4 protein-coding genes are annotated in these 16,111 nt (G+C 44.1%); 1 reads left to right on the forward strand and 3 read right to left on the reverse strand.

What is annotated here, in order from left to right; genetic code table 11:
• Positions 1 to 20 precede the first annotated feature (20 nt).
• Entirely contained in the window at positions 21 to 11,951 is an 11,931-nt protein-coding gene (locus BTW01_RS17235) for a hybrid non-ribosomal peptide synthetase/type I polyketide synthase (RefSeq protein ID WP_162104206.1), read from the reverse strand.
• A gap of 20 nt (positions 11,952 to 11,971) precedes the next feature.
• Positions 11,972 to 13,174, reverse strand: a complete 1,203-nt coding sequence (gene fabD, locus BTW01_RS17240; protein ID WP_162104207.1) for an ACP S-malonyltransferase — start codon at positions 13,172 to 13,174, stop codon at positions 11,972 to 11,974.
• A gap of 848 nt (positions 13,175 to 14,022) precedes the next feature.
• Between fabD and BTW01_RS17245 the strand changes: the two genes are divergently transcribed.
• Entirely contained in the window at positions 14,023 to 14,622 is a 600-nt protein-coding gene (locus BTW01_RS17245; RefSeq protein ID WP_162104208.1) for a DedA family protein, read from the forward strand.
• Between the two features lie 43 nt (positions 14,623 to 14,665).
• Here the strand turns inward: BTW01_RS17245 and BTW01_RS17250 are convergent, their stop codons facing one another.
• Positions 14,666 to 15,865 carry a DHH family phosphoesterase gene (locus tag BTW01_RS17250; RefSeq protein WP_162104209.1) on the reverse strand — a complete coding sequence of 400 codons (1,200 nt, stop codon included), beginning with the start codon at positions 15,863 to 15,865 and terminating at the stop codon, positions 14,666 to 14,668.
• Positions 15,866 to 16,111: the final 246 nt, after the last annotated feature.

The raw sequence follows: 16,111 nt of genomic DNA on the forward strand, positions 1-16,111 counted from the left end.
AAAGAAATCAATACTTTTCCTTAAAAATTCAATTGAATCGAATCCAGCATGTTCTTTTCTTCCTCCATGCTGCCGCTTAATCCGATATGTTCAATTAGAATGCTTGGCTGTTCGAGAATCGCCGATAAGATGTGTAAGTAGTCGTTTGATAAAGCCTCAATTCTGCTTTTCTTAAACAGTTTTTTTGAATATTCAAACAACCCGTGATAGTTGTCTCGATCTGCCTGAATCGACAAAGTCAAATCGAATTTGGCAACCGGTTGATGAAATGGATACGGCTTAAGCTGAAGGGAATCGAAAGTCAATTCAGCTTGATCGAGATTTTGCAGCACAAACATCGTATCAAATAAAGGATTACGGCTTGAATCTTTTGGAAGATGCAGCTGCTGAATCAATTCTTCCAGCGGATAGTCTTGATTTTTATAGGCGTTCAGCATGTTTTCTTTTACTTCGTTTAAGTAGGCATCAAATGTTTTACGGCCCGCCGGGTGATTGCGGATGACTAATGTATTAACGAACATTCCCACGACTGATTCCACATCCAAATGAGTCCGGCCGGCAGATGGTGTTCCTACGATAATATCCTCTTGTCCGCTGTATTTGGATAAAAGAATCGTATAGGCTGCCAATAAAATCATATATAGTGTTGCTCCTGTATCTTCTTCCATTTGGCTTAAACGCTGTTTCAAGTGTTTCGGTATAAGAAATTCAAAGGATTCGCCTTCGTAATCGCGTATGGCAGGTCTCTCATAATCCGCAGGCATATCCAGTACAGGAATGTCACCGTTAAACTGATCCAGCCAATACGTTTCCTGGCTCTTGATGTTCCGTTTCTGAATGTCCGATTGCTGCCAAACTGCATAGTCTTTATATTGAACAGAAAGCGGGTCGGGTTCGTTCCCATCGTAGATTTGGCTTACGTCTTTCATCAGAATATTGACGGACATGCCGTCAGAAATGATATGATGCATATCAACCACAAGTACGTGCCGCGCAGGTTCAAGTTCAATCAATCCGGCCCGCATCAGCGGCGGCTTTGATAAATCAAATGCTTTGATGAAATCTAGCACACGGTCTTCCGCTTCTTCTTCGCTTGCTTGAATTCGCTCTATCGTAAAGTCGACGTTCTGATGAATACGCTGTGCCGGCTCGCCTTCATATAAATGAAAGCTGGTCCGCAACGCTTCATGACGCTCGATTAATTTTTGAAAAGCGGCGTTTAACCGGTCGTAATCGACAGTCCCTTCCACACTCATGGCCCCCGTCATATTGTAAGTCAGCTCGCCGCCTTCTGCGTGACTTAACAAATACATCCGCCTCTGAGCTGAAGAAACCGGATAATAGGGCATTTCCTTTGCGGCCGGGATCGGCACATATCGATTTTTGTCCATGTGTAATGCCTTATCAGCCAATTGTTCAATGGTAGGAAACTTGAATATGTCTTTGAGAGACAGATTCACATCCAGCTCTTTGTGAATTCTGGCGGCTAAGGCTGCCGCGCGAATAGAGTTTCCTCCAAGATCAAAGAAATTATGTTTGATCCCCACATAGCTTATCCCAAGTACTTCCCTCCATAAATCTGTCAGTTTGCACTCCGCTTCATTACTCGGCGGAACATATTCAGCAGTCAGCTGCAGATTCGCTTCAGGCTCGGGCAGTGCTTTACGGTTTATTTTTCCGTTGGACGTTAACGGCATATGCTCCAGACGGACAAAATAGGATGGAACCATGTAGCCCGGAAGCTCTGCTGTCAATTGCGCCCTAAGCTGCGCAGCCGCTATAGGTTTGTCGCTTACGTAATACGCGCACAATTGTTTTAAGCCGTCTGCTTCTTCTTTCACTGTCACCGCGGCTTTTTGCACCGCTTCCGTATTGTGCATCGCCGCTTCGATTTCACCAAGCTCGATTCGGTGCCCCCTGATTTTGACTTGTTCATCAATACGGCCTACATACACAAGATTTCCATCTTTCAATCGCTTAGCCAAGTCTCCAGATTTGTACATCTTCGCTCCCAGAATATATGGGTTTTCGATAAATTTCTCCGCCGTTAAATCCGGGCGATTCCAATACCCTCTGGCAACACCGGGTCCGCTGATATACATTTCGCCGATGACCCCGAACGGAACTAGATTTCTGCTTGGATCGGCCACATAAATGTCGGTATTGGCCGCAGGAGTGCCGATCGGTACAAATTCCCGCTTGTCCCGTTTTGCGTCGAAATGATAAATCATACATCCGACGACAGTTTCCGTCGGTCCGTATTCATTGAAAATATCCAGCCGGCCTTTAAACTGCTCACTCACACTTTTCGCCAGCCAGGCGCTTAAATTTTCTCCGCCTACAATCATTTTCCGAACGGTGGTGCCGTCTGCTATATTCATCTCCTTGATGACATGCAGATGGGCCGGTGTCAATTTGATTATGTCTATTCTTGAGTCTTGCATAATCTCAGAAAGCACAGCGCTTTTGTCTTCTCCGTCGTAGACAATGATCGTATTCCCCGTAACAAGCGGTGTAAATACCGAAGTCACCGTCAGGTCAAAAGAGATAGACGAGTATAATGGAAAGTTGGTTTTTTCATCCCGCACATAAACCTGTTTCGCCCACCAAATATAATGAGACAGCCCCTGATGCTCAATGAGTACACCTTTCGGATTTCCCGTAGAACCCGACGTATAGATCATGTAGGCCAAATCATGCGCGTCGCTTTTTGATTCAAGGTTTGAGCGATCGTCATGATATGAGTTTTCCTCGTCCAAAAGCACAATATCACCATCATACGGCAATAGATCCCGCAGTTGCCGCTTTGTCAATACTATCTCCGCTTTTGAATCCCTCAGCATATATTGGATTCGATCCTCCGGATATTCAGGATCAATAGGTACATATGCGCCGCCGGATTTCAGAACAGCCAAAATTCCAACAATGAGCTCGATACAATGCGGAGAGATGATGGCAACGAATTGATCCGCTTGTACGCCTTTTGCCCGTAACGTCCGCGCCAATTGGTTCGCCCGTTCATTGAGCTGTTTGTACGTATACCGCTCATTTCCAAAAATAACAGCTTCATGATCAGGCTGCTGTTCCGCCTGCAATTCAAACCATTGGGAAACTGTTTCGTTATGTGGATACGGCGTTTTTGTGTCATTACAATCAGTCAGCAATTGCCGGCGTTCGGCTTCAGACAGCATAGGGATGGAAGACAACGTCATCTCCGGCTGCTTAACCAGACTGTTCAGAATATTGATATAGTGCCTTGTCATCTGTTCTATGGTGCTTTTTTCAAACTGTCCCGGTTTATAATCAAAATGCATCTCGATCTGTTGTCCGGCATCTTCAACCGTCAGCATCAAATCATATAAAGAGACCCCTGGATTTCGTTCTTTCACCTTAAAGGTACATTCATTATGCCGGATTTCATGAAATTCAATATTTTGAAACACAAACATTGTGTTAAACAGAGACTTTCCAGTTGTTTCCTGATGCATATTTAATTTCTCTACAAGCCGGTCGAATGGATAGTCTTGATTTTCGAAAGCGTCAAGCGTCTGCCGCTTTACTTCTTTAAGATAATCCGAAAACGTTCTTTTGGCGTGCGGCTTCGTCCGGATCCCGATCGTTTGGATAAAAATACCGATGATACTTTCGATATCCGGATGATTCCTTCCTGAAGCAGGCGTGCCTACGACAATATCTTCTTGTCCTGTATATTTATGAAGCAACACTTTATAGGCGGCAAGAAGCACTGTATACAGAGTCGTTTCCGATTTTTGCGCCAAATCTTGAAGCGAGCGAATGACTTCCGGCTGTAAGGAACACGTCACACTCTGTCCCTCAGAGGAGTGCTCCGCCGCTTTTGAACCGTCTGTCGGCAGTTGGAGGACCGGAATTTCGTCTTGAAATTGTTCCAACCAATATGTCTCCTGCCGCTTCATGGCATCTTCATTCAGCCATTGGTTTTGCCATTCTGCAAAATCTTTATATTCAAATTCAATGTCTGGCAGTGGTTTTTGATGATATAAAGCCAGTAATTCATTTGTAAGGATGTTGATGGAGTACCCGTCCGAAATGATATGATGCATATCGATGAGCAGCTCGGCCTGTTCGTTATCAATCTTGATCAGCTCCGCGCGAACCAAAGGAGCTTGTTCCAAACGGAACGGTTTTACAAACCGGTCTGAATAGGCATCAAATTCGTCCCGGCTCATCGTCCGGACATGAATCTTAAAATCCACTTCGTTTTCTAGTTTCTGGACGATTTCGCCATCAATAATGTCAAAATATGTGCGAAACGCTTCATGCCGCTGCATGACTTGCTGAAGAGAAGAAATCAGGGCTTGCTCATCGTACTGCCCTGTTATTGATATTTGGCCGAACATATTTTGAGCCAGCTGATCCGGCTCCATTTGGTGCAGAAAATATACTCTTTGCTGCGCCGGCGTTGTCGGGTAATACGCTTTTTTCTTAGCGGCCTTCATCGGGAGGTGCATGACTTTCGTTTCGTTCTGAATGAAACGAGCTAATTCCTTAATAGTCTGGTGATTGAAAAATTGTCCGATAGAAACCTTTTGATGAAATGTCTTCTGAACTTTGGAAAGCATAAGTGTCGCTTGGAGTGAGTTTCCTCCCAGAGTCAGGAAGCGATCTGATCTGCCAATCCGTTCAAGTCCGAAAAGCTCCTCCCAAATCCGCGCCAGCTGCCGCTCCGTTTCATTTTCCGGCGGCTCGTAGGTGTAAGTGAAGTTTGCCGTATTGCCTGCGATTGAAATGATCTGCTTTTGGTGTTCGGCGTACAGTTCTTGTAAATCACGCTGTTGTTCATCGGTAAATATCCTCAGGGCGTCAAGAGGGACAGAATTTCCTTCAACCATTTTTTGCAGCAATGTCGCAAAGCCCGCACCCCATATTTTCATGATTTCAGGACTGATGACATTCGTATTAAAATCGAAATCAAGAACATATTCTTGATCCGCGTCTGTTATGTTAAGAAATAAATCGTACAGCAAGCATTTCACCGGGTATGCAACGGGCTCCGCCTCTGCCTTTCCGAAATGCAGCTTTCGAAACGGCCTGTCCAAATTAAAAATAATACGCATATCCGGCACCTGATCGTGCGGGAGCTCTCTGGCCACCAGTGTCATCGGAACGGCTTGATACCGCATGGCGTGATTCACGTTTTCTTTCATACTGCCAAGATAACCGGATAAAGTGCTTTCTGAAGAAGACGTGTTCATCACCGGAATCATATTGACGCAATTTCCAATCAGATTATGCTGTTTCATATGCGATTGACCTGCTGCGGGAATCCCGATCACAAGGTCGGACTGTTTGGTAAGCTGGTGCAGAAATAGGTGAAATGCGCCCAGCATCGTTACAAATACGCTATTTTTCATCTGAATGCTTAAAGACTTCAAAGCCGCGCTTAAAGACTGTCCAAGCCTGACGGTGCATCGGTCCCCCTCATACCCGTTCGGATAACGGGCAGAGGCGACGCTCGGCAGGACCGCCTGCTGTTTTGGTTCAGAGAAATGACGCCGCCAATAACGGACTCCTTCTTCATAATGGCCGCTATCCATCTGCGCCTGCTGCCAGTCTAAATATTGATAAAACGAAGCAGCAGCTTCTTTAAGCGGAAGTGGTTTTCCTTGTACAATTGCCGTATAGTTACTTTCTAGTTCTTGAACAAAAACGGCGATTGACCATCCATCGGCAATGATATGATGGAACGTGAGCACAATCAGATGCTCATTGTGAGCTGATGTAAGTACATGGATTCTAAACAAGGGTTTTTGTTCATGGAAATGAAACGGCCGCTTCGCATCTTCTGTCAGCCATTTTTGAATTTCCGACTCCCGATGCTCATCCGGGAGACCGGTAAAATCAATGACAGGTATTTCTATAGTCATCCGTTCCTGCACTTGCTGTACCTCGTCATCGGCATGAATCACCGTACGTAAAGCTTCATGGCGATCGACGATATGCTGTACAGCTTGTGTTAAGGACGTATGCTGCAGCTCCCCCTTCACTTTCAGCATAATAGACTGGTTTAAAGCCGCAGAAGCTTCATTCCCGTAATGGGATGCCATAATCAATTGTTTTTGTTCAGGTGAAAACTCGCGCGTTCCGGGCTTTTTACGATCTCCGTCATCAGGAGAATCCGGGCCTTCCGGAATAAACCCGCCTCGGCGAAGATCCTTCACCGTGTCTTTCACGGCTTGAATGATATGTTCAATATCTTCCGCGGTATGCGCCGAAGATAAGAAACAGTTGCGTCCTTCCCACACATAAACCCCTTTATAGTTGAGGTGGTAAAAGAACAAGTCATTATCAAGCGATGAGACAAACCGGAATAAAGAACCGAATCGAACCATGCGGATAGGAACTTGTGATTGTTCAAAGTAGCGATTTAACTGATCGACCAGATAGGCTGTTTTTTGATTCAACTGCTCATATATGTCTTCTCCCTCGGTTTGTAAATAGCGAAGCACCGCTAATGACATTCTCATAGTAAGCGGGTGCGTATTGAAGGTGCCGGCCACAAATGTTCGTTTCGCCTCGTCTTGCGGATAGGAGTCGTCTCCGTACTGCCAGGTTCCCCCGTCGATCGCATTCATGAATTCAGCTTTTCCGGCAACAATCCCTAACGGCTGTCCGCCGCCGATAATTTTCCCGTAGGTCACTAAATCGGCTTGAATGCCGAACCATTCCTGAGCGCCGCCGAGACCGATCCGAAATCCGGTAATAATTTCATCCATAATCAAAGCTGTTCCAGATTGCTGCGTGATCGCCCGCAGTTCTTTCAAAAACGCCCGCGGCTGTAAATCCGGCCTGCGGCTTTGAACCGGTTCTACCAGTACGGCTGCCAATTCGTCACCAAGATTGCGAATCACGTCCAGTGAATCGGGATTGTTGTAATGCAAAATAATCAAATCATCCATAAAGCTCTGCAGTATGCCTGGAGCGAGCGGATTCGCAGATGCAGCCCCTCCTTTTGTGCTGGCAACTCCTAATACACCGTCAAACGTTCCGTGATAAGAGCCTGAGAAGGCCACGACTTTTTTTCTGCCTGTTGCCGCTCTCGCTAATCGAAGAGCAACCATGACAGCTTCTGTTCCGGAATTATAGAAAGCGACCCTTTCTACTCCAGTGCACGTGCGGATATGGTCGGCAACTTCACCGGCGATATTTGACATTGGGCCGAGCGGAGGCAATGATGAACGGGTTGAATCGTTGATAGCCTCTGTAATAAAGGCCGGGTGATGCCCGAAAAGGTTTACCCCAAATCCCATAGTGATATCAATATATTCGTTTCCGTCAACATCCCACATCTTAGAGCCGTCAGAACGTTCGGCAATAATCGGGTATACGATCTCCTTCCAATATGAACGGAAGCTGGATAAGTTGCGGTTGTTTGCATGAGCAAACCGGGTTTTGGCCGTATATTGTTTGGAACCTTTCGTTTTCTCTGCGTATTTTCGAATGAAATCTGCTAAGTATTGTCTTTGCTGTGCGGTATAGTGACCCTGTTCACTCAGATTCTGAGGCTGAAAAGGAACATAGGGTTTCGTCTCTTGAGACGGTTTCTTTTCTATAGTGACGGCCGGGGGCGCCTGTTTGACAGAAGGTATTGATTTCTTCTGCTGTGCCATAGCCGATTCATTCACACTGCCGTTTTTTAGCAAATTAAAGCTATTTAACTGAGCTTGCAAGGTGTCCTGAATTAATTGATTTTGAGAAGCGATTATTTTTTCGAGTGTATGCTCCTGATGACCTACTCTGTGATCAGATTCTGGCTGTGTTTCTGAAATGACTGGTTTTTCCTGCGCCAGAACATTCTCTTGAACTGGAGCGGAAGATGGAATAGTCTCAGCCAAGTAATCTATGACACTTTGAAGGTTGTTCATCGTATCAAAGAAGCGATCCATCGGAATGTCTACCCCAAATTCGTCCGCGATGGCTTTCTTAACCTGTGACAGCATGATAGAATCCATTCCGAGCCCGATAAAATGAGCGTTCAGATCAATTTCATCCGCTTTGATACCTGAAGCATTGCCGATTATCGTTTTCAGGAAGGATTCAATATGCGCCTTCGATTGATTGATATTCAATGCCGCTTCTCCTCTCTCTTCGCCATCGTTTACACGCAATTGGTCAGCTTCAGCCCAGCAGCGATTCCGTTCAAACGGATACAAGGGCAAAGGCGTTTTTTGTACAGTTTCACCGGCGTACAGCGCATGCCAATCTATAACAGCTCCTTGCACAAATAATTCGGCGGCGCGATTTAGCCATGTGATTCGTTCATCCTGTGTACGTATCTGCTTCTCAACCAGATCAGCGGCTTCTTTATTCAGTTTTTCTTTATGAGCGGGCAGCATTTCCTTCAAGTTCCGATAACCAATGTGTACCCCGGGGAGATGTCTGTCCCTCTGCATAAGGCTTGTCAGCTTATCCGATAATTCATGCTTACTGGATACAATCATGGCAATGCCATGATCCAAATGGGCTCTGCCTGTACTGGCTGTATAGCAAATGGACTTCAATGAAGCTTGGCTGCCATCTGATACATATTGCTGGTACTGCTGTGCGAGTTCATAGAGTGAATTTTCAGTATGAGCGGATAATACAAATAAGTGCGGCTCATTTTCGTTCTCAGGTGCGTACTCACTTTCAGAAGGATATTCCTCCAACACCACATGAGCATTTGTTCCGCTAAAGCCAAAAGAGCTGACACCGCCTCGCAGCGGCTCATCACCGGATGTAAACTCCGCAGCTTCCTGATCTATATAAAAAGGTGATGAGTGAAAATGAATGAGCGGATTAGGTTCCTTAAAGTGCACTAACGGCGGGTTTTTCTTATGATTCAGCATGAGAACTGATTTGATCAGCCCAACAATGCCTGCCGCTTCAAACAAATGACCGATATTCGATTTTACAGAACCAATCGCGCAAAATTGTTTTTTTGCAGTATACTTTTCAAATGCTTTACAAAGTCCATTAAATTCAACCGGGTCACCGAGCTTAGTTCCCGTGCCATGCGCTTCGATGAAAGACAATGTTTCAGGAGCAATACCCGCGTCTTTCCAAGCCGTCTCAATGACTTCAGTCTGGGACGCCGGATTTGGTGCGGTAATTCCGGCAGTGGTTCCGTCTTGATTCATCGCACTTCCCTTGATCACGCCGTATATATGGTCTCCATCGCGAACCGCATCCTGCAAAGGTTTTAACAGGACTGCCGCCGCGCCTTCACCCGAGCCCGTACCATCCGAATCTTTGCTGAACGTTTTGGTGTACCCGTCAGAAGATTCCATATCAAGCCCGATACGCATTGGCAAGAGCGATGTTCGGATACCTCCGGCAAGAGCCATTTCACAATCGCCGGAAATTAAGGATTTACATGCCATATGAACGGCTACAAGTGATGAAGAACAAGCTGTATCTACTGTGACTGCCGGTCCTTTTAAGTTTAAGAAATAAGCGATTCGGCTTGCTAACACGGAAGGAAGATTGCCGACAATATATTGATGAAGCTCGTCAGGATAATTCGCAGAAAGAAGGCGTTCATAATCGTAGCCTACCTTCGAGTACCCTGCATATACTCCGACCCGGCTCCCATTTATGCTGTCGCCCGCATAGCCTGCATCTTCAATCGCATGCCATGCAGACTGCAAAAACAGTCTTTGATTGGGGTCCATAAACTGGGCCGTTTTAGGAGCTAAACCGAAGAACGAATAATCAAAGCGGTCGATTTCATCTAAATAGCCGCCCTTCACAAACTGATTCTCATCGAATTCGCTTTGGATTGATCTTACATAATCTGCCGCGTCTTTCAGCCGAGATGCAGGGTATTCCCGAATGCTGTGCTCACCTTTTTCAAGCAGATTCCAAAAACCACTTTTAGTCGATGCACCCGGAACATTGAGCGACATCCCGATAATCGCGATATCTTTCGACGACACACGGCTTGGTTTCACTGTCATGTCATGTTTGGTTTCAGTATGGTTTTCAGATAGATATGCCGCTAAATCAGTGATGGAAGGATACGTAAAGAGGTCGGAAACGGCAAGCTCACGTCCAAATGTCTGTTCGATGCGCTCGGCAATTTGTGATAACTGTAATGAAGATGCCCCCATATCAAAATATTGATCAGTTAGGTGAATCTTTTTTCCATCCAGTACTGCGGAAAAGATAGACAGCAATTCGGTTTCTATCTCATGAATGGGAGTCTGTCCAGGTTTCTCCTGACTGTTCTCCAAAACTTCATTGATGGCGGCAGACTCTTTTGAGAAATTCCCTTCCTCATACTGTCTGGCCAGCTCATAACGTTTCACCTTCCCGCTGGTTGTTTTTGGAAGCTTTCGGATCGGAAGAACTTCTTTTATGCTCCATCCTCCGCGCTTGTACAAATGCTTTTTAATCTCTTTGACAAGCGGGGCAAATGTTTCAGGTGATTTTTTAAAAACAACAAAAAGCACAATTTCTCCGCTTCGTGTCCTTTGATCATATACACCGCAGGCTGCAACTCTTCCTAAGTCAACCTCTTCCATTTCAATCGCGACCCGTTCAATATCGTGCGGATAGATGTTCTTTCCGTTCACAAAAATAATATCCTTTTCTCTTCCAGTAATGACTAAGTTACCACTTTCACTAATGAATCCGAGATCGCCCGTTTTTAACCAGCCGTCAGAGGTCAGCGCTCTGGCTGTGCTTTCTGGATTGTTATAATAACCTTGAGTTACATTGTCTCCTTTAATCTCGACGTGGCCGATGATTCCGTTTTCTACTCTTTCATTTGCTCCGTTGGAGATACGAATCTGACAATAGTCAATGGGCTGACCCACTTCTACGAATGAAGCGCAATTTTGATCCTCTTTGCTGACGTTTACAGCTCTTTCTCCAAGGTTTAAATGATCGCGATGCAAATAAACGGGGACAAATTCCTTCCCTGTTTTAGAGAAGGCTGCGCCGACCGAAGCTTCCGCTAAACCGTAAACATTCAAAATAGCGGATCTTTTCAAATTGAATGAAGCGCATCTCGTCAAAAACTCGTCGCATAGCTCTGGCAATATCGGTTCTGCGCCGTTTGCGATGACTCTAATATGGGATAAATCCCAGTCTGGTTCGTTTTTAAGAAATTTAAGAAAGTAGTTGTATCCGAAATTAGGAGAGGATAGAATGCTGGCTTTATGTTCATGGGCTTTTTTCATCCAAAGAATCGGTCTGCGAATAAATAATTCTGTAGGCATTAGATTTTGGTTGATTCCGACTATTAAGGGAGCAAGATGGCAGGCGATGAGTCCCATATCATGCGTTAAGGGCATCCAAGATAAGAAAGAGTCTTTCGATTCAATGGACAGAGCATTCCGAATGGCGCACGTATTATGTATTAAGTTGTGATGCGTTAACATGACTCCTTTTGGATCTCCTGTCGATCCTGAAGAAAATTGAATAAAAGCCAGTTCATCCGCATCAGGTTTATATAAAGAAGCGGGGTAATCGTAGGTTTGATGTTGAATAATGTCAGATCTCTCGTTTAATTGATGATGAAAATCTTGTAAATCGTGTTCTGCAGCGTATTTCTTTATTTTGTCCAGTACTTTTTCAGAAGCGATCAGATACGGTTGATTTAATATATTCCAAATCCGCCAGACCTTTAGCTTATGGTCATCATCTTCTCCGATACTGACCGGTACGGGGATCATTCCTCCTAATAAACATGCCCAGAAAGCAACGACGAAGGATTTGTTTTCTTGGATCTGAAATACAATTTCCTGCTTCGGCTGAATACCGATATGCTGTAAATAGCCAAGATAGCCTTGCGCCTCCTCAAACAATTGGCGGTAAGAGACAACTGTTTCTTTTTTATCGGATTCGATAAAACGGATCCCGCGATCGGATATATTGCTTCTTTCCCGAATGACATCGACTAAGGTTTGGAACTGACTGGTATACATAAGGTCCCCTCCTGGGCGCTTTATTTTAAAATCCGCAATTGTTCCCAAGCCGGAAGCTGTTTAGCCTCGCAAATTAATTTGCATAAATGGATCGAATGTTCGAGCTCTTGTTCTGAAAGCTCATCTGCATGTCTGTCCATTTTCTTTTTCAGCTCTTGGATTTGCGTAAATAATGGTGTCGTCATGTTGGAATAAGCTAATGAATCCTTGTTGTAATTTCGCGAAATAACGGATTGAATCATCAATTTATGCAGTTGTTTTTTTCGTAATTGGACAATATTTTTATTTCTTTCAGCTGAATTGGAAAGCAAGTGAATATCAGATGTCTGTCCTAAAGAATAAGGGGCAATATGATTCGTTATGTTTTTCAGCAGACTGGCTAAGATGTTCTTTGGGCCCAGTTCGATGGCTTCTGTCACTCCGTGTAAAAGCAAATAATGCATCGATTCTGCCCATCTTACCGGCATCGCCATGTGATGCTTGAGATGTTCGTTGATCGAATGCCCGCTGCTGTAAGGGTGTGCGGTGACATTCGAAATGATCGGCCATGCGGCATCCCGGAAGGAATACTGGTGTAATACAGTCTGGAATTGTTCGGATGCTGATCCTATCATCGAACTGTGAAAAGGTGCACTAACATTCAAATAAGTACATTTCCCCCCCATCTTCTCCGCCAGCCTGATGACACGTTCCACAGCTTGCCGGTGTCCGGAAATCACATGCTGCTGATCTGAATTCATGCAGGCTACATCCACGGGAATTTCTTCTGTCGATACTTCCAAACACATTTCTTGCAATGTTTGAAGAGAGAGCTGCGTCACAGCGGCCATTGTTCCCTGCTGCTTACGATCCGCATTTTGCATTAGAATCCCCCGCTGCCTTACAAGTGTGACAGCATCATGAAAAGAAAGTGCGCCGGCACAAACAAGCGCTGAATATTCGCCTAAGCTATGACCTGCAAGAAAGCGTGGCTTAACCCCTATTTCCTGCATATACACTTGAAAAGCAATCACACTGACCGTTAAAATAGCGGGCTGGGCGTTCATTGTCTTTGTCAATTCATTCATATCACTGTTAAAACACAGTTTTTTTACATCTAGAGAGATTGCATCACTCGCTTCTTCAAATAATCTCTTTGCGAGCACAAAATCATTCCAAAATTGTTTGCCCATTCCTACAAATTGAGATCCTTGTCCAGGAAATAAAAAGGCAAGATTGTTCATGAGATCCCTCCAATTATCGAACGAAAAATACAAATTTATTCAAAATATACCTTTATCTAACATTCTAGCATGATTATAATATATATGTATAATACTTTGGGACGAATTATGGTTCGAGAACCGGATACATTATCAAGATTGGACTGACACAGAAAAACCAATCTTGAAGAGAGAGGTGCGGGATAAAAAGGCTATTACCGACTCATCTTCATTGAGACCGCGCTCACTGTGTACATATAATTTAGGTCTATTGGCACAATTGTGTCAGAAATAACATATTGTAAACATCCATTTGTGTATCTGTGAAGGATTGTAAACTGATTGCACTTTATGGATCTAGGTGAGGAAAATCTGCAAAAATGAAATACGATACAGAACATGTTGACGATTCTGCGTTGGGGCAATAAAATGATCTTTCGCATTGCTGAATGCGAGCTGCAATTATCATTTGAAACAAATGGCTTTGGACCAGTCTTGCACGAACTGGCAGGGAGAGGCGGAACTTCTCAAACTATTCTATTGAATCCCGGCTTTTATTATGCTGATTTCTGTTTGCATTGTTCTCTTGATGATAAGATATTTCGTTACCATTCTCCAAAATCCCCTTTCAAAATCCGAGTTTTTTCATATTTTTCGTGAACAATGTTTTCAAAAATACAAGAACTCTTGAGCGGTATGTCCGCCGCACATGACTACAGCCTGCCCTGTGCCGCAGTTTGCTGCACCTGTTTGTTGTAAGGCTATCCAGTATAGGAAGCAAAAAAATGATTCGATAAAAAAATTGTAACCATCTTGTGCGTCAATCAGTCATATAATAGTGAAAAAGATTAGGACAGGTTGTGAAGAATGTGAGCAGTTTGATAAGCGAAATTTTAACATGGCTGACGAGTATGGGATATGCGGGTATTGCGATTGGGTTAATGATTGAGATTATTCCAAGTGAGATTGTTTTGGCCTATGGCGGCTATATGGTATCGGAAGGCACGATTGGATTTATTGGCGCCATTATTGCGGGTGTTATCGGGGGCACCATTGCCCAAATCTTTATTTACTGGATCGGTCGCTATGGCGGAAGGCCGTTTTTGGACAAATACGGGAAGTATTTATTGATTAAAAAGCATCATATCGACATGTCCGAAAACTGGTTTCAAAAGTACGGCGCCGGAGTTGTCTTCTCAGCACGTTTTATACCGGTTGTCAGACATGCGATATCCATTCCCGCAGGCATTGCCAAAATGTCGTTTCCTAAATTTGTGGTATTAACGGCGCTTGCTATCATTCCGTGGTCTATCCTGTTTGTTTATTTAGGGATTCAGCTCGGTAGCCGATGGGATCACGTTGAAAACATTGCTGGCACTTATACAACACCGATTATGATACTTGCTGTTGTCGTTATCGCTCTTTACTTTGTAATAAAAAAACGACGTGCAGCCTTCTCTAAACGGTAGCTAGTTGATATGCATAGGGATGATTGTTCCCTATGCATATTTTTTATCTGCGATGCTGATTTGCCAGTTTTACATGTTCCGCTAAAAATGCAACAAATACTTCATCCCGCACGAGTGATGCTGCATAATTTCTTTTCAGAAACCATTCTGCTTCTTCAAATGTGGCGAATGTCTCATCCTGCGTTTCTCCGTTCATTTGAATTTTCCACTCGTTATCTAAAGGAAACAGAAGAAATCTCATTTGATCGCGATTTTGATATAATGATCCGTTCGCCGATCCTTTGAGGTTATACATATTACGAAAAGCATCAGGCCGGACTGGATCGATTCGGAATGCTTCAGCCACAAACAATTCGTAGACTTCGTCAGTTATTGAGCATCCGGATGCCTTTGCATGCCCTCCGCCTCCGTACCGGCCGGCGATTTCTGACACATCGATGCCATTATGAATGGTGCGCAGGCTGACTCGTTTTGATCCCATACTTAAAATCGCAATGTAATCGAGGTGCGGATTTTCTTTTCCGAGCCTGTTTCCCAGCTCTGAATGGTATGATTCTGCGTGAACAATGCCTACACAATGTTCGTGAACAAAGGTCTGCACCATCTCCCTTTTCTTTCTGCGTAGGTAGCGCTCGATTTTTGTTTCTTCTAAATCAAGCAGCTTTTCTTCAAAATCATCAAAGAAAAATTCATCATGTGCAGAAAGGCGCTGAATCATTTTTTCTTCAAACTCATCAATTGACAGCAGAAAGAAGAGATCATTAAGCCGCTTTGCTTGTTTTTGATCGTATCGTTCCCACTCCCATGTATCGTATTGGCGGACGAGCTCTGTAAATTGATCTAAGGCATTTGTCGGTTTTAGAAAATCATTTTCCACCAGATAGCCATATAAAAGCGTTGTCGCAGACGTGAGTCTACCGTCATCATATTCCACTTGGACAAATCCCCATTCATGCTCATTCAAATGAAGCGCTGTTTTATGATGGTCAATCAGCTTCACTTTTCCGCCTGCATGAACATACTCATTTAATCTCTCTTCATTTTCTTCGTTAACGGCGAGATCGGTGATCAATAACGCGTCTTTTCTGTTGCTCTCTTTCGTTTTTTCTAAAAAGTACTGCACTTGAACGTTTAAGCCGTTGACAGAGTTATACCGGACCTCAACATCTTTCCCAAATGCCAATTTTGCCACAATTCCGCATCCTACTCCGTCCAGGTCGTTATGTGAATATAAATGATACATCATGTAGGCCCCTTTTTATGATGAACTGACCATTGCCGCTATTGGAGCGGCAGCCTTTATTTACTATTCTAAAAAACATAGCGTTTTATGCAAAGATAATTAGTTTACATAATGTTGTTATCGTAAATTTAAAAAGAGCGCTTTTGGCGCTCCTAGTTCTTTCTTTTTATCCCAGGTTAAACTGGATGCATTTTGTTGATAAACGTCATTTCCTTTTGAGTCGTTCATCACGCTTCATTACTGAAG

Source organism: Bacillus sp. SKDU12 (assembly GCF_010093085.1).
In the GTDB taxonomy this organism is placed as follows: domain Bacteria; phylum Bacillota; class Bacilli; order Bacillales; family Bacillaceae; genus Bacillus; species Bacillus mexicanus.